Raw genomic sequence first — 15,352 nt, forward strand, 5'->3', positions numbered from 1 at the left:
TTCATCCTTGCCGCTTGAAGCCGGTCACGGCAGGGCGTGGCGGCCAGGGCAGGCGCTCACGCCGCCCCTGGTTGTTGAAGATCAGGCCATCGCTGTCGATGTCCTGCAGCACGATCCCGGGCGCCAGGCGCTGGCCACGGGCCAGAGTGCGCACCTGTTCGCCATAGCGCAGCACCACCACGCTGGAGGCCAGCGGCTGGGCCCTGAGGCCGCCAAGGTAGTGCAGCGGCAGGCGGGTAACGGCGATGGCGCCGTCGTCGATGGGCGCTTGCCAGTGGCCGACCATCAGCCCAGGCAGCGGGCTGTCGGCAGCGGCAGGCGCGGTGGCGGGCTGTGGCTGGCGGCTCAGTTGCAGCGCACACTGGGCAGCGAGCCAGCCGGCCAGGGTCAGGCCAGCGCCGGTGAGCAAGCGCGAGGCGAGCCTCACGACGCCAGCTGCCGTGGGTGCCAGCCCGGGTGGCCCTGCACGTAACGCACTTCTGGCAGCTGCAGCGGCGCCAGTTGCCAGTCGGCTTTCTGCCGGCCGAGCCAGGCTTCCAGCCGTTGCCACAGCGGCTCGCCCGCCTGGGCCTCGAATTGCAGGCCGAAGGTGCGGCACAGGCCCTGCACCGGTTCCAGCCCGGCGATGCGCTTGCCTTGCGGGCTGTAGCTGACGCGCCAGGCCTGGCCCTGCCAACGTGGCAGGTCCTGGCTGTTGTCCAGCAGCAGCGGGTCGCCAAACAGTTGCTCGGCGGCGTTCTCCAGCACTTGTTCGACCTGCCGGGCCGGGGCCTCGACCACTGGCGCCGGGTAACCACCGGTAAGGCTGATCAGGTGCTCGCGGGTAATGGAGGCCCCCGCCGGCAGCGGGTAGTCATAGCGCAGGCCAGGCAGCAGCACAGGCATGCTGCCGTCATCGGCCAAGGCTTGATGCAGCAGGCGGTCCCAGCTGCCGCCGCGGGTGTCGCGGCGCCACAAGGCCTGGGGTGCGCGGGCCAACGGTTGGTCGAGCCAGGCGGCGTGACCGGCGCGTTGCTGGCGCAGTTGTGCCTGTAGCGGCGCGACACGTAGCTGCGCCGCAGGTGCCAGTTGTTGCTCGAAAGCGGGGAAAAAACGCCCGTCAAACTGCCACAGCCCGGCCACCCGCTGGCAACGCAGGCGGAAGGCGCCACTGCCGCGGCAACCCGCGAACAGTACCGGTACACGGCGGCCGCTGGCCTGGGTGACCTCGACCGGCGCCGGCCACAGGTCCTGGCCACGGGCGCACAGCAGCACATCGATTTGCGGCACCCGTTCAGCCAGCCACAACCCGGGCCCCGTGCCGACATCGGCCATGGCCACCACCAGGTCGGCTTCACGCCGGGCCTGCTCGAACACCGGCTGTAGCGACTGGTACCACTGTTTGAGAGAGGCTTTCTGGTCTTGCGCGTAGGGGTCGGTCACGCCGACCAACGCAATCCGCGCGCCACCACGCTCGTAGATATGCAGGCTTTCCAGGCCCAATGCCTGGCGCTGTTGTTCCCCCAGGCCGGCGCCCAGGGTAATGGCGCTGGCCTGACGGTAGAGGCCCGGGCTGCGTTGCGGCCACAGCACGCGTTCATCGCTGCTGACCCGCGCTTCGATGCCCAGCAACTGGCTGCCCTGCACACCGCTTTCGCCCTGGGTCAGGTAGGCCAGGCCACTGCCGTTCCAGCCCTGGCCGTTTTCCAGGGTCAGGCTGTTGCCCGCACCGGCCTCGCCACGCAGTTGCTCCAGCAGTGCCGCCAGCACCGCATAGCCGCCCAGTTGGGCAGCAGCAGCCTGGCTGGCGTCAAGCAGCGGCGCCAGTTGCGGGTAGGCAATGCTGGCACTGCTGCCGGTCATCCACGGCGCGCGGCCCAGGTGGCTGACCGGCCCCAGGCGGGTTGCCGGCACCACGGCCTGGCCAGGCTGGCGGGCATCGAGCGTGTCGGCCACGTACAGCAGGTCGAGGCTGGCATTGCCACCTGGCTGGCCGGGGAATGCGGAGCAGGCGCCAAGCAGCGGCGCCAAGGCCCCGACGCCCATCCAGCCAATCACTTCGCGCCTGTGCACACTGCTCGCCATCGCACCCGCCATCCTTTTCCACACTCATTCAGGGCCCCGGATGTTGCGGCGTTGGCATTACAGTTTGATGGCAGAAATCCGACAGCAATTCCAAATTGATCTGTTCGGCACAAATCTAAGAACCGGCAGTTTTAAAAGCTCGTTAACATTTCTGCCAAGGAATCATCACACTTGCGCCTTAAAGTCGCGGTTCTTCCAACTCAGCCAACATAAGGACACCCTGATGAGTCGAGATACCGGCGACAACCTGGACCGCAACCCAAGCGGCAACCTGCCGATGGCCACGGTCATGGACGCCTACCTGAGCCGCCGCAGCGTGATGCGCGGCAGCCTGGGCGCCGCCATCGCCATGATCGCCGGCACCGGCCTGACAGGCTGCTTCGACGGCGGTGGGTCCGATCACGATGATCCGGTCACCGAACCACCGGTAACCGAGCCGCCAGTCACCGAACCAGAAGTGCCGAAACTGGCGCTGGGCTTCCAGTCCATCCCTGGCTCGCGGACCGACGCCTGCGTGGTTGCCGCCGGCTACAGTGCGTATGTGCTGGCACCTTGGGGTACGCCGCTGAACAGCAACGGCAACCCGTGGAAATCCGATGGCAGCAACACCTCGACCGACCAGGCCAACGCCATGGGCATGCACCATGACGGCATGCACTTCTTCCCGATCAACGGCAGCTCGGAAGACGGCCTGCTGGCGATCAACTTCGAATACATCGACGCCGCTGCCCTGCACCCGGCCGGCCCGACCACCGATGTCAACGGCAAGCGCCCGGTTGAAGAAGTGCGCAAGGAAATCAACGCCCACGGCGCTGGCGTGGTGCGCCTGCAGAAAGTCAACGGCCGCTGGCAGGTGGTCGACAACGACCCGCTGAACCGCCGCTTCACCACCGCTTCGCGCATGGAAATCACGGGCCCGCTGCGTGGCACCGACCACGTCAAGACCAAGTACTCCACCGCCGGCACCCACTGCCGTGGCACCAACAACAACTGCGGCAACGGCTACACCCCGTGGGGCACCTACCTGACCTGCGAAGAGAACTGGCCGGGGATCTTCGTTAACAAGGGTACCCGCCCTGAAGACCAGCGCCGCATCGGCGTGGGCACTTCCAGCGGCCAGTACAAGTGGGAAAGCGCTGCCGGTGACAGCACCGAAGTAGCCGACGAGTTCGCCCGCTTCGACGTGACCGTGAAGGGCGCCAGCGCCACCGACGATTACCGCAACGAAGCCAGCACCTACGGCTACATCGTCGAGATCGACCCGTACAACAGCAGCACCCTGGCCACCAAGCGCACTGCGCTGGGGCGCTTCCGCCACGAAGGTTGCGCCCCGGGCCTGCCGGTCCCCGGCAAGCCGCTGGTGTGGTACATGGGTGACGACTCGAACAACGAGTACTTGTACAAGTGGGTGTCCACCGCCGTGTGGGATGCCGCCGACGCCACCCCGGCCGACCGCCTGGCCACCGGTGCCAAGTACCTGGACCAGGGCAAACTGTACGTGGCCCGCTTCAACGCAGACGGTACCGGCGTCTGGCTGCTGTTGGACGTGGCCACCGCCACCACCGGCGGTAGCACCCTGGGTGCGCTGTACGGCGACCTGCCGGGCATCATCCTCAACACCCGGGGTGCTGGCGATGCCGTGGGCGCCACGCCGATGGACCGCCCGGAATGGACCACGGTCAACCCGCTGAACGGTGATGTGTACCTGACCCTGACCAACAACAGTGCGCGTACCCCGGAAAAGGTCGATGCCGCCAACCCGCGTGGCCCGAACCGCCATGGCCACATCATTCGCTGGCACGACAGCGACGACCAGCTGAGCTTCACCTGGGACATCTTCGTGTTCGGCGCCAACGCTGCCGGTACCGCCGACATCAACCGTTCCGGCCTGACCGAACTGAACCAGTTCGCCAGCCCGGATGGCATGAGCTTCGATAGCCGTGGTGTGCTGTGGTTCGAGACCGACAACGGCGAGACCACCTTGACCGACTACACCAACGACCAGTTGCTGGCGGTAATCCCTACCGACCTGGTGGATGCCAGCGGCAAGCAGGTGCCGGTAAACGCGCAGAACCAGGTGGACCTGCGGCGCTTTTTTGTCGGCCCGAATGACTGCGAAGTGACCGGAATCAGCTTTACCCCGGACAACAAGACGCTGTTCGTCAACATCCAGCACCCGGGGAACTGGCCATATACCGACAAGGCTACCGATGTGACGCCGGCGGGGGCCACGGTGCGGCCGCGGGCTTCGACGGTGGTGATTCAACGGATTGATGGCGGGGAAATCGGGACCGTCTGATAGCGCGGTGTACGGGGGCCGCTTTGCGGCCTAATCGCCGGCAAGCCAGCTCCCACAGGGACGGTGCAAGCCTCAAGCCTTGTGCAGTACCTGTGGGAGCTGGCTTTCCGGCGATTGGGCTGCAAAGCAGCCCCGGCTAGCTCAAGCCTTACCAGACTATCGGCTCGCGGCTGCGCACCCGCACTTGCTGCGCCGGCACCCGGGCATGCCATTGCACCACCCCCAGCGCCTCCACCTGGAACTCGCTGCGTATCACCCGCCCCTCTTCCGCAAACGACAGCTGCAACAGAAAATACCCGCTGTTGAGCAGCAAGCCTTCGCTCAGCCGTTCGAATGTTTCGTCATCCACCGCCCCCAGCGCCTGCCGCAGTGCGGCCGCATCCACGTACCCCGACGCCGGCCGGCCACTGACGATGCGGCTGAGCAAGGACCGTGGATATCGCCCCTCGTACAGGGCTTCCAGCAACGGCAGGTGCTCCAACCCCAGGGCGTTGGCATTCAGCCGCCAGCCGGTGGTCTGCGGCAACGCACACAGCATCGGGTAACGCGCCTGGCGGCTGGCATCCTGCTCCAGCAACAGGTTCAGTTCGCTGGTGTCGAGCATCGGCTGGTTGGCCGCCAGCCTGGGTGGCTGCTGGCGTAGGTACTGGGCGCTTTCGGCGCCCTGCAGGCGCGCATCGCTGTCCGCATCGAGCCAGTCAGCCAAGGCGTCGACCAGGCGTTGGGCAGCCATGTCATCGCCCAACAGGTAGCGCAACTGGTGCTCTGCGCGCTCGCCATCGGCGCCGAGCAGTGCATTGACGTTGAAGCAGGTGTGCTGGTCGCGCACCCGCAACTGCGCCTGGCCGGCGCCAAAGTCGTAATTCAGTGGCTGCCCGCGCAGCGCTTGCCAGAACAGCGGGCTCAGCCGCCAGGCGGGGTCACGCAGGGCCTGCTTGGCATAGGCCAGGCCGGCTTGTTCCATGGCCCGCGCCTGTACCCGCTGGTGTAGCAGGCGCACTTCATCGACCTGGCGCCGGCCGTCTTCTACCAGCCAGGCCATGCCCGCCGCCAGCATTGCCAGCACCACCATCACCATCAGCAGGGCCGCGCCCTGCTGTTGCCTGCCAGCCATCCGTGCGTGCCTCGCTCGCGCAATAAAGACGCCAGTCAACACGCGGTGTGTTGCAGGTAGATGGCAATGCCCCGTCCGTCATGTTCACGTCATCTGGGCGAGGCAGGATTGCCCTTCCTTTTCATGACCTTACAGGAGTGGTCGCAATGGGTGGCATTGGAATCTGGCAACTGGTGATCGTACTGCTGATCGTATTCCTGCTGTTTGGTACCAAGCGCCTCAAAGGCCTGGGTAGCGATGTGGGCGAGGCAATCCAGGGTTTTCGCAAGTCCATGGGCGGCGACACTGACGCCAACGCACCTGGCCACGCGCAGGTGCAACAGGATGCTCCGCTGACCGGCCAGGCTACGCAGCAGCCACAAGCGGACCGTCAGGCCTGATGTTCGAGGTAGGTTTCAGCGAGTTGCTGCTGGTCGGCATCGTCGCATTGCTGGTGCTGGGCCCGGAGCGCCTGCCGGTGGCAGCGCGCACCCTCGGCCGTGGCCTGGGCCAGGCGCGCCGGGCCATGCACGCCTTGCGCACACAGGTTGAGCGCGAAATCGAAATGCCCAACCTCGACAGCGCACCGTTGCAGCGCCTGGAGCAGGAGATTCGCCAGGGCATCAGCCTGCACGCAGAACCGGCCAATGATGCGGCCACGGTCGCCGTGCCCAAGGAAAACGCCTCATGAGTATTACCATGGACCCGGCAGCGAACATGCCGCTGACCGAACACCTGCGCGACCTGCGCAAGCGCCTGGTGCGTTGCCTGGGCTTGGTGGCGCTGGTATTCGCCGGCCTGTTCCCGTTTGCCCAGACGCTGTACACGCTGATTTCCGAGCCGCTGCGGCGCTTCTTGCCGGAAGGCACAAGCATGATCGCCACCAGCGTCACTTCGCCGTTCCTTACACCGTTCAAGTTGACCGCAATGTGCGCCGTGTTCGTCGCCATGCCGCTGCTGCTGCACCAGGCCTGGGGCTTTCTGGCGCCGGGGCTGTACCGCCGTGAACGGCGCATTGCCTTGCCGCTCTTGGTGTCGAGCATTGTGCTGTTCTATGCCGGCATGGCCTTCGCGTTCTTTTTGGTGTTCCCGATGATGTTCGGCTTCTTTGCCAGCGTGACGCCAGACGGCGTGGCGATGATGACCGACATCAGCCAGTACCTGGACTTTATCCTGGCGCTGTTTCTGGCGTTCGGGCTGGCGTTCGAAATCCCGGTGGCGACGTTTATCGTGGTTTGGGTGGGGTTGGCCGATGTGGCCACGTTGCGGCGCAGCAGGCCCTACGTGATCGTCGGGTGCTTTGTGGTGGGGATGATTCTGACGCCGCCGGATGTGTTTTCGCAGACGATGCTGGCGGTGCCGATGTGGGTGCTGTTCGAGGTGGGGTTGCTGGCGTGTGGGATGTTGAAGCGGCCGGGGCCGGGCAAGGAGATTGTGGCTGGGTTGTAGGGCCCTATCGCCGGCAAGCCAGCTCCCACAGGGATATCACAGGGACTGAAAATGGTGATAACCCTGTGGAGCTGGCTTGCCGGCGATGGCCTTGATGCGGTCTAGAACTCGGCGAGCCGCCAGACTTCATAGGCTGGCGTCTCGTACGGGTGGCTCTGCTTGAGCGCAGCGACGACCTGGGCTACCAGCTCGTCAGCCACCACCAGCTCCACCTTCCACTCTTCCACCACCTCGACCTGCCCGGTTTGCCCGAGGAACGGCTGGCTGCCGTCCAGCGGGCGGAACTGGCCATGGCCCAGGGTTTGCCAGGCGCAGTGGTCATAGTCACCGATGCGCCCGCCACCAGCGGCGAACACAGCGGCCTTGACCACGTCGACATGGCTGCCGGGGACGAAGAAGGCGAGCTTGTACACGCCTTAGTTCACCCACACCCGTGCGTTGCGGAACATACGCATCAGCGCAGCATCTTCCTGCCACTCGTCCGGGCGCCAGGAGTTCTGCACGGCGCGGAACATACGCTCCGGGTGCGGCATCATGATGGTTACACGGCCGTCACGGCTGGTCAGGCCGGTGATACCACGCGGCGAGCCGTTCGGGTTGGCCGGGTAAGCTTCGGTGACCTTGCCATGGTTGTCGACGTAGCGCAGGGCCACGCAACCGGACAGGTCCGCTGCCAGCAGTGCTTCTTCGCTGGCGAACTCGGCATGGCCTTCACCGTGGGCGATGGCGATCGGCATGCGCGAACCGGCCATGCCCTGCAGGAAGACCGAGTTGGACTTCTGCACTTCAACCATGGCCACGCGCGCCTCGAACTGCTCCGAGCGGTTGCGCACGAAGTGCGGCCAGTGCTCGGTGCCCGGGATCAGCTCGTGCAGGTTGGACATCATCTGGCAACCGTTGCACACGCCCAGGGCGAAGCTGTCGGTACGCTCGAAGAAGGCCTGGAATGCATCGCGGGCGCGGCCGTTGAACAGCGCCGACTTGGCCCAGCCTTCACCGGCACCCAGTACGTCACCGTAGGAGAAACCACCGCAGGCGACCAGGCCCTTGAAGGCTTCGAAGTCGACACGGCCCGCGAGGATGTCGCTCATGTGCACGTCGATGGCCGCGAAGCCCGCGCGGTCGAAGGCAGCCGCCATCTCGACCTGGCCGTTGACGCCCTGCTCGCGCAGGATGGCCACTTGCGGGCGTATACCCTTCTTGATGTACGGGGCGGCGATGTCGTCGTTGACGTCGAAGCCGAGCTTCACCGACAGACCCGGGTTGTCTTCCTCGAGCAGCAGGTCGAATTCCTGGTCGGCGCAGTCGGCGTTGTCACGCAGACGTTGAACCTGGTAGCTGGTCTCGGCCCACTGGCGCTGCAGCATGCGACGGTCGTCGTCGAACAGCACTTCGCCGTTCAGGCTGATGGACACTTCAGCGTTGTTGACCGGCTTGCCGATCACCGCGACGCACTCTTCGCCCAGGCCTGCGGCGCTGAACTGTGCCAGTACGTCCGGGGTGGCGTCCTGACGCACCTGGATGACTGCACCCAACTCTTCGTTGAAGAGGATGGCAGCCACGTCGGCCTTGCTGTCGGTCAGCGGGTCGAGTTGCAGGTCGAGGCCGCAGTGGCCAGCGAAGGCCATTTCCAGCACGGTGGTCAGCAGGCCGCCGTCGGAACGGTCGTGGTAGGCCAGCAGGTGGCCATCTTCGTTCAGGCCCTGGATAACTGCGAAGAACGCTTTCAGGTCTTCGGCGTCGTCGACGTCCGGCGCCTGGGCAGCGATCTTGCCGTAGGTCTGGGCCAGGATCGAGGCGCCCATGCGGTTCTTGCCACGGCCCAGGTCGATCAGGATCAGGTCGGTCTCGCCCTTGTCCATGCGCAGTTGCGGGGTCAGGGTCTTGCGAATGTCGGTGACCGGGGCAAAGCCGGTGATGATCAGCGACATCGGCGAGGTCACGCTCTTCTCGACGCCCTCGTCGCTCCACTTGGTCTTCATCGACATGGAGTCTTTGCCGACCGGAATGGTAATGCCCAGCTCCGGGCACAGCTCCATGCCCACAGCCTTGACGGTGTCGTACAGGCGCGCGTCTTCACCCGGGTGGCCGGCAGCGGACATCCAGTTGGCCGACAGTTTGATGTCGGACAGTTTGCCGATGCGCGAGGCCGCCAGGTTGGTCAGGGTTTCGCCGATGGCCATTCGGCCGGACGCTGGGGCGTCCAGCAGTGCCAGCGGGGTACGCTCGCCCATGGCCATGGCTTCGCCGGTGTAGACGTCGAAGCTGGTGGCGGTAACGGCGCAGTCGGCGACCGGAACCTGCCACGGGCCGACCATCTGATCGCGGGCAACCAGGCCGGTGATGGTGCGGTCACCGATGGTGATCAGGAAGCTCTTGCTGGCCACTGCCGGGTGGTTGAGCACGCGCTGCACGGCGTTGTCCAGGTCCAGCTCGCTTGGGTCGAAATCATCGCCCAGCTCGGCTTCGCGGGTCACCGAACGGTGCATGCGTGGCGGCTTGCCTAGCAGCACGTCGAGTGGCATGTCGACCGGGGTGTTGCCGAAGTGGCTGTCGCTTACGGTCAGGTGCGGCTCTTCGGTTGCCTCGCCCACGACGGCGAACGGGCAGCGCTCGCGCTCGCAGATGGCCTGGAAGCGCTCGAAGTCGACGGCGCTGACAGCCAGCACGTAACGCTCCTGCGATTCGTTGCTCCAGATTTCGTGCGGGGCCATGCCCGGCTCGTCGTTGGGCACGTTGCGCAGTTCGAAGCGGCCACCACGGCCACCGTCGTTGACCAGCTCAGGGAAGGCGTTGGAGATGCCACCGGCGCCGACGTCGTGGATGAAGGCGATCGGGTTGGCGTCGCCCAGCTGCCAGCAGCGGTCGATGACTTCCTGGCAACGGCGCTCCATTTCCGGGTTTTCGCGCTGTACCGAGGCGAAGTCCAGGTCTGCCGAGCTGGCACCGGTGGCTACCGACGAAGCGGCGCCGCCGCCCAGGCCGATCAGCATGGCCGGGCCGCCGAGCACGATCAGCTTGGCGCCGACAGTGATCTCGCCCTTCTGCACGTGGTCTTCACGGATGTTGCCCATGCCGCCAGCAAGCATGATCGGCTTGTGGTAACCGCGCACTTCTTCACCGTGCGGGGTGTTGATGGCCTGCTCGAAGGTACGGAAGTAACCGGTCAGCGCCGGGCGACCGAATTCGTTGTTGAACGCGGCGCCGCCCAGCGGGCCCTCGATCATGATGTCGAGGGCGTCGACGATGCGCTCAGGCTTGCCGTAGGCCTGTTCCCATGGCTGCTCGAAGCCCGGGATACGCAGGTTGGACACGGTGAAGCCGGTCAGGCCGGCCTTTGGCTTGGCGCCACGGCCGGTCGCGCCTTCGTCGCGGATTTCGCCGCCGGAGCCGGTGGAGGCGCCGGAGAACGGGGCGATGGCGGTCGGGTGGTTGTGCGTCTCCACCTTCATCAGGATATGCACCGGCTCCTGCACCGCGCCGTACTGGCGGGTTTCAGGGTTCGGGAAGAAGCGGCCGGCAACGTTGCCGACGATCACCGAGGCGTTGTCCTTGTACGCAGACAGCACACCTTCGTTGTGCATCTGGTAGGTGTTCTTGATCATGCCGAACAGGCTCTTTTCCTGAGCCTGGCCGTCGATGTCCCAACTGGCGTTGAAAATTTTGTGGCGGCAGTGCTCGGAGTTGGCCTGGGCGAACATCATCAGTTCGATGTCGTTCGGGTTGCGCTTGAGCCCCTGGAAGGCGTTGACCAGGTAGTCGATCTCGTCTTCGGCCAGGGCCAGGCCCAGGTCGACGTTGGCCTTGGCCAGGGCCTCGCGGCCACCGGCCAGGATGTCGACCGAGGTCATCGGCTTGGGCTGGGCGTGGCTGAACAGGTCAGCGGCCTGCTCCAGCTGGCCGAGCACGCGCTGGGTCATGCGGTCGTGCAGTTCGGCGGCGACCAGGGCGGCGTCAGCGTCGCTCAGGGTGCCGGCCACGTAGTAGGCGATACCGCGCTCCAGGCGCTGGATCGACTGCAGGCCGCAGTTGTGGGCGATGTCGCTGGCCTTGCTGGCCCACGGCGAAATGGTGCCCAGCCGCGGCACGACCAGGAACAGGCGGCCGGTCGGCTCCTGTACCGGCACGCTCGGGCCGTATTTGAGCAGACGGCCCAGCACCTGCTGCTGGTCGGCGGTCAGCTCGCCTTCAACGTCGGCGAAGTGGGCAAATTCGGCATACAAACCAGTAACAGCGGAGACTTTCTGGCTCAGTTGCTCGAGTAATTTACCGTGGCGAAAGGCAGAAAGGGCAGGAGCGCCGCGCAGGATCAACATCGTCGGGACAGCCTCAGGAAGGGGTGTGCTTAGAGGCCGTGCATTCTAGCCTAATTCGATTGCTTTCGGCACCCGCTCTACGCCATGGCTGCCGGGCGGCGGAACCGGACTTGCGGGTCAGATTTTGCAATGTCTGCCAGGGCCTGCCTTCAGATGTCTGGCGCCTGTGAGATCGAGCGCCGCCCGCGCGGCGCTTCGCGGGACAAGCCCGCTCCCACAGTCTGTTTCGGGCCAATCTGTCCTGTGCAATTACCGGTGCCCGCCTTGGTGCATGGCTGAAGAGAGATGAAAAGCAACTGCGCCACCTCAGATATCAAAGGGGACAAACAAGGCGGACTGTGGTGAGCTCACAGGAGGGACTGGCCCGAAACAGACTGTGGGAGCGGGCTTGCCCCGCGAAGCGCCGCGCGGGCGGCGCTCGATCTCACAGGCGCTGAAGATGTTGTGCCAGGCACCTGGCGGCCTTGATGCAATCCCCACCTAACCCACCACCATCTACCCACCTCATACCCCACAACCCGCTACCAGACAACCTAACAGTTGTCGAGATATGGTTGGGCCGGTCCTTTGCGTATACTGCAACCTATGTTCGCCCACACTGCTTTGCGCCAGCGTTGCGCCAAATGGCTCCTCGCAACCGGACTCTTTCTGCTGCTCGGTGCCTGCGTTGAAAAACCCAGCACCCTCGAGCGCGTGAAGGAGGACGGCGTGCTGCGCGTGATCACCCGCAACAGCCCGGCCACCTACTTCCAGGACCGCAACGGCGAAACCGGCTTCGAATACGAGCTGGTGCAGCATTTTGCCGACGATCTTGGCGTAAAGCTGCAGATCGAAACCGCCGACAACCTCGACGAGCTGTACGACTCGCTCGGCAAGCCCTCCGGCCCGGTGCTGGCCGCCGCTGGCCTGGTCAGCAGCGAGCGGCGCAAGGCCCAGGTCAAGTACTCGCACCCGTACCTGGAAGTGACCCCTCAGGTCATCTACCGCAACGGCCGCCCTCGCCCGACCAACGCCAAAGGCCTGGTCGGCAAGAAAATCATGGTACTCAAAGGGAGCAGCCACGCCGACCTGCTGGCCGAGCTGAAAAAGCAGAACCCGGGCCTGGAATATGAAGAGTCCGACGCCGTCGAGGTGGTCGACCTGCTGCGCATGGTCGACGAAGGCCAGATCGACCTGACCCTGGTCGACTCCAACGAGCTGGCGATGAACCAGGTGTACTTCCCCAACGTGCGGGTGGCCTTCGACGTCGGCGACACCCGTGACCAGCGCTGGGCGGTGGCGGCGGGCGAAGACAACAGCCTGCTCAACGAAATCAACGAATTTCTCGACAAGGCGCAGAAGAACGGCACCCTGCAGCGGCTGAAGGACCGCTACTACGGCCATGTCGACGTATTGGGTTATGTCGGCGCCTACACCTTCGCCCAGCACTTGCAGCAGCGCCTGCCCAAGTACGAGAAGCACTTCAAGAGCTACGCCAAGGTCGAGCAAGTGGACTGGCGCTTGCTGGCCGCCATCGGCTACCAGGAGTCGATGTGGCAGCCGGAAGTGACCTCGAAGACCGGCGTGCGAGGCCTGATGATGCTGACCCAGCGCACCGCCCAGGCCATGGGCGTGTCCAACCGCCTGGACCCGAAGCAGAGCATCCAGGGCGGCGCCAAGTACTTCATGAAGATCAAGGAAGAGCTCGACGACAGCATCCAGGAGCCAGACCGCACCTGGTTCGCCCTGGCGGCCTACAACGTCGGCAGTGGCCACCTGGAAGATGCCCGCACCCTGGCCAGGCGCGAGAAGCTCAACCCGAACAAGTGGCTGGACGTGAAGAAGATGCTGCCGCGCCTGTCGCAGAAGCAGTGGTACCGGCAGACCAAGTACGGTTATGCCCGCGGCGGCGAGCCGGTGCACTTCGTGGCCAACATCCGCCGTTATTACGACATTCTTACCTGGGTGACCCAGCCGCAGCTTGAAGGCCAGGTGGCCGAGGGCAACCTGCATGTGCCTGGGGTGAACAAGGACAAGCCGGCGGATCAGTCGCCGCCGATGTAAGCCTGCTCTGGCCTCTTCGCGGCGGTTCGTCGCCACGATGAACCCGCTCCCACAGGAATATCACACCTCTCAGGCCTGTATTTAACCTGTGGGAGCGGGTTTACCCGCGAAGAGGCCGGCACAGATTAGCCCTTGGCCCGACGCGCCTTGAAGAATTCACTCAGAATCTGCCCGCATTCCTCCGCCAGCACCCCACCCTCCACCATCACCCGATGGTTCAAAAAGCCCTGGCCAAAGAACTGCCCCTGGCTCTGCACGATTCCCGCCTTGGGCTCCAGCGCGCCATACACCACGCGCATCACCCGCGAATGCACGATCAGCCCCGCACACATGCTGCACGGCTCCAGGGTCACGTACAGGGTGCAGCCAGGCAAACGGTAGTTGCTGGCCGCCTTGGCCGCCGCGCGGATCGCCACCATCTCGGCATGCGCACTCGGGTCGCTGTCGATGATCGGCCGGTTGAAGCCCTGGCCGATCACCTGCCCGTGTTGCACCAGCACCGCCCCCACCGGCACCTCACCCAGCGCCGCACCTTCGGCAGCCAAGGCCAGGGCCAGGCGCATGAATTCCTGATCGCGGCTGCGATCGACGATCTGCGGGCGCATCAGACCACCGCAATCGCGGCCATCAGGCCGGTTTCCATGTGGTCGATGACGTGGCAGTGGAACATCCAGGTACCCGGGTTATCCGCCACCAGCGCCACCTGGGCGCGTTCGTTCTTGCCGAGCAGGTAGGTGTCGGTAAACCACGGTTCCTTGATGTCATGACGGTTGGAGGCGATCACCTTGAAACTCATGCCATGCAGGTGGATCGGGTGCTGGTACTGGGTCATGTTCTTCAGCTCGAAGATGTAGCTCTTGCCCTTCTTCAACGTGGCAATCGGCCGGTCGGCGCAGGTCTTGTCGGTGATATCCCAGGCCTGGCCGTTGATCTGCCACATGCTTGATGGCTTGCTCTCGTCAGGGGTGACCGAGACGCTTGCCGACCACTCGAAATTGAAGTTGAGCTTTTCGGCATTCTCCAGGTCCGGCTCGGCGATCGGGTTAGGCGGCAGCGCGGGTGGCCAGTCGCTCGGCGCGTCGTTGCTGGCTACCGAACGCAGGGTGCCCAGGCGCACGAAGCCGTCGCGCAGGGAAATCTCCTGGCCCGCCTCGGGAATGCGGATGGCCAGGCAGATGCGCATGCCGGGGCCAAGCCAGTAGTCATCGTCCAACGGCCGTGGCGTCACCGGGTTGCCGTCGAGGGCATAGATTCTCGCCTCGCAGTTGCCTTTGAGGTTGATGCGGTAGGTCCAGGTGTTGTCCAGGTTCAGCAGGCGCACGCGCACCACCTGGCCGGCCGGCAACTCGGTGACCGAGTCGGGCTGACCATTGATGGTGATCAGCCGCCCTGCGGTGCCGTTGCGCGCGGCCTCACGCGGGATACTGAAAGGTAGCCAGGCGCCCTGCTCGTCCACGTGCCAGTTCTTCAGGCTCAACGTGCGCTCATGCTGGAAGCCGGTCGGCTCGCGCTCCTCGACAATCAGCGGGCCGACCAAGCCGCGCCCCAGCTCCTCGGAGCTGCTGACATGCGGGTGGTACCAGTAGCTGCCGGCATCCGGCACGCGGAACTTGTAATCGAAGTACTCGCCCGGCTTGACCGGCAGTTGCGACACATAAGGCACGCCGTCCATTTCCAGCGGCAGGCGAATGCCGTGCCAGTGAATGGTGGTTTCCACCGGCAGGTGGTTGATGAAGCGCACCCGCAACCAGGTGCCCTGGCGCACACGCAACTCGGTGCCCGGTGCCGAGGGGCCGAAGGCCCAGGCCTCGGTCTTGAAGCCCGGCACCAGCTCGACGTCCAGGGGCGCGGCGATCAGCTCGTAATCATGCCCGGCATTGTCATCTTCGACCTTGCCCAGCCAGTAACGCGCCGCGCCCCCGGCGCCCAGGCCAACCACAACCAGGCCAGTCAGGCCTTTGAGCATTTGTCGACGGGTGAAGGACATCGGTGCGGGTACCTCGTGTTCTGCGCAATCAAGCTGCCAGCAGTGGCTGGCGATGAAGGGCGAATACGATACACCTGCAAATGGGAAATATTAAGTGAAGT

12 protein-coding genes are annotated in these 15,352 nt (G+C 65.0%); 5 read left to right on the forward strand and 7 right to left on the reverse strand.

The window, feature by feature from the left end; translation table 11 throughout:
* Window position 1: 1 nt before the first annotated feature.
* Together ACI2KG_RS06085 and ACI2KG_RS06090 are read right to left on the reverse strand one after the other, a co-directional pair.
* A complete protein-coding gene (locus tag ACI2KG_RS06085; protein WP_404661216.1) occupies window positions 2-427 on the reverse strand; it encodes a pilus assembly protein PilZ in 426 nt (141 codons plus the stop codon).
* On the reverse strand, window positions 424-2,064 hold the full coding sequence (locus ACI2KG_RS06090) for a lipoprotein UxpA (RefSeq protein ID WP_404661217.1): 1,641 nt from the start codon (window positions 2,062-2,064) through the stop codon (window positions 424-426). Before ACI2KG_RS06090 ends, ACI2KG_RS06085 begins: the two co-directional genes overlap by 4 nt.
* Before the next feature lie 223 nt (window positions 2,065-2,287).
* On the opposite strand from ACI2KG_RS06090, the gene ACI2KG_RS06095 reads away from it, so the two are divergent.
* Window positions 2,288-4,363 (forward strand): PhoX family protein, encoded by a 2,076-nt coding sequence (locus tag ACI2KG_RS06095; protein ID WP_400615518.1) that lies wholly within the window; start codon window positions 2,288-2,290, stop codon window positions 4,361-4,363.
* A gap of 148 nt (window positions 4,364-4,511) precedes the next feature.
* Here the strand turns inward: ACI2KG_RS06095 and gspK are convergent, their stop codons facing one another.
* A complete protein-coding gene (gspK, locus tag ACI2KG_RS06100; RefSeq protein ID WP_404661218.1) occupies window positions 4,512-5,477 on the reverse strand; it encodes a type II secretion system minor pseudopilin GspK in 966 nt (321 codons plus the stop codon).
* 146 nt (window positions 5,478-5,623) lie between these two features.
* Between gspK and tatA the strand changes: the two genes are divergently transcribed.
* The 3 genes from tatA to tatC are packed head-to-tail and all read left to right on the forward strand — an operon-like array spanning window position 5,624 to window position 6,905.
* Window positions 5,624-5,857 carry a twin-arginine translocase TatA/TatE family subunit gene (gene tatA / locus ACI2KG_RS06105; protein WP_400615513.1) on the forward strand — a complete coding sequence of 78 codons (234 nt, stop codon included), beginning with the start codon at window positions 5,624-5,626 and terminating at the stop codon, window positions 5,855-5,857.
* Window positions 5,857-6,147 (forward strand): Sec-independent protein translocase protein TatB, encoded by a 291-nt coding sequence (tatB, locus tag ACI2KG_RS06110; RefSeq protein ID WP_201200191.1) that lies wholly within the window; start codon window positions 5,857-5,859, stop codon window positions 6,145-6,147. The genes tatA and tatB overlap by 1 nt, the downstream gene beginning before the upstream one ends.
* Window positions 6,144-6,905, forward strand: a complete 762-nt coding sequence (gene tatC / locus ACI2KG_RS06115; RefSeq protein ID WP_404661219.1) for a twin-arginine translocase subunit TatC — start codon at window positions 6,144-6,146, stop codon at window positions 6,903-6,905. The genes tatB and tatC overlap by 4 nt, the downstream gene beginning before the upstream one ends.
* 101 nt (window positions 6,906-7,006) lie before the next feature.
* Here the strand turns inward: tatC and ACI2KG_RS06120 are convergent, their stop codons facing one another.
* The gene (locus ACI2KG_RS06120; RefSeq protein ID WP_404661220.1) at window positions 7,007-7,318 is read right to left on the reverse strand and encodes an NGG1p interacting factor NIF3; all 312 of its coding nucleotides are present in this window, start codon (window positions 7,316-7,318) and stop codon (window positions 7,007-7,009) included.
* Between the two features lie 3 nt (window positions 7,319-7,321).
* Complete coding sequence (gene purL / locus ACI2KG_RS06125) at window positions 7,322-11,221, reverse strand: phosphoribosylformylglycinamidine synthase (protein ID WP_404661221.1); 3,900 nt, start codon at window positions 11,219-11,221, stop codon at window positions 7,322-7,324.
* A 585-nt stretch (window positions 11,222-11,806) separates the two neighbouring features.
* Here purL and mltF point away from each other — a divergent pair.
* On the forward strand, window positions 11,807-13,264 hold the full coding sequence (gene mltF / locus ACI2KG_RS06130; protein ID WP_404661222.1) for a membrane-bound lytic murein transglycosylase MltF: 1,458 nt from the start codon (window positions 11,807-11,809) through the stop codon (window positions 13,262-13,264).
* 125 nt (window positions 13,265-13,389) lie between these two features.
* On the opposite strand, the gene tadA is transcribed toward mltF, so the two are convergent.
* Together tadA and ACI2KG_RS06140 are read right to left on the reverse strand one after the other, a co-directional pair.
* Entirely contained in the window at window positions 13,390-13,869 is a 480-nt protein-coding gene (gene tadA / locus ACI2KG_RS06135; RefSeq protein ID WP_404661223.1) for a tRNA adenosine(34) deaminase TadA, read from the reverse strand.
* Window positions 13,869-15,251: a multicopper oxidase family protein gene (locus tag ACI2KG_RS06140; protein ID WP_404661224.1), complete on the reverse strand. Its 1,383-nt coding sequence runs from the start codon at window positions 15,249-15,251 to the stop codon at window positions 13,869-13,871. The genes tadA and ACI2KG_RS06140 overlap by 1 nt, the downstream gene beginning before the upstream one ends.
* Window positions 15,252-15,352 lie beyond the last annotated feature (101 nt).

Source organism: Pseudomonas sp. NPDC089407, from assembly GCF_044900445.1.
In the GTDB taxonomy this organism is placed as follows: Bacteria; Pseudomonadota; Gammaproteobacteria; order Pseudomonadales; family Pseudomonadaceae; genus Aquipseudomonas.

Excerpts from the sequence above, each read along its gene's own strand:
- ACI2KG_RS06090 (WP_404661217.1), bottom strand. The coding sequence starts at position 2,064 with ATGGCGAGCAGTGTGCACAGGCGCGAAGTGATTGGCTGGATGGGCGTC.
- ACI2KG_RS06095 (WP_400615518.1), top strand. The coding sequence starts at position 2,288 with ATGAGTCGAGATACCGGCGACAACCTGGACCGCAACCCAAGCGGCAAC.
- gspK (WP_404661218.1), bottom strand. The coding sequence starts at position 5,477 with ATGGCTGGCAGGCAACAGCAGGGCGCGGCCCTGCTGATGGTGATGGTG.
- tatA (WP_400615513.1), top strand. The coding sequence starts at position 5,624 with ATGGGTGGCATTGGAATCTGGCAACTGGTGATCGTACTGCTGATCGTA.
- tatB (WP_201200191.1), top strand. The coding sequence starts at position 5,857 with ATGTTCGAGGTAGGTTTCAGCGAGTTGCTGCTGGTCGGCATCGTCGCA.
- tatC (WP_404661219.1), top strand. The coding sequence starts at position 6,144 with ATGAGTATTACCATGGACCCGGCAGCGAACATGCCGCTGACCGAACAC.
- purL (WP_404661221.1), bottom strand. The coding sequence starts at position 11,221 with ATGTTGATCCTGCGCGGCGCTCCTGCCCTTTCTGCCTTTCGCCACGGT.
- mltF (WP_404661222.1), top strand. The coding sequence starts at position 11,807 with ATGTTCGCCCACACTGCTTTGCGCCAGCGTTGCGCCAAATGGCTCCTC.
- tadA (WP_404661223.1), bottom strand. The coding sequence starts at position 13,869 with ATGCGCCCGCAGATCGTCGATCGCAGCCGCGATCAGGAATTCATGCGC.
- ACI2KG_RS06140 (WP_404661224.1), bottom strand. The coding sequence starts at position 15,251 with ATGTCCTTCACCCGTCGACAAATGCTCAAAGGCCTGACTGGCCTGGTT.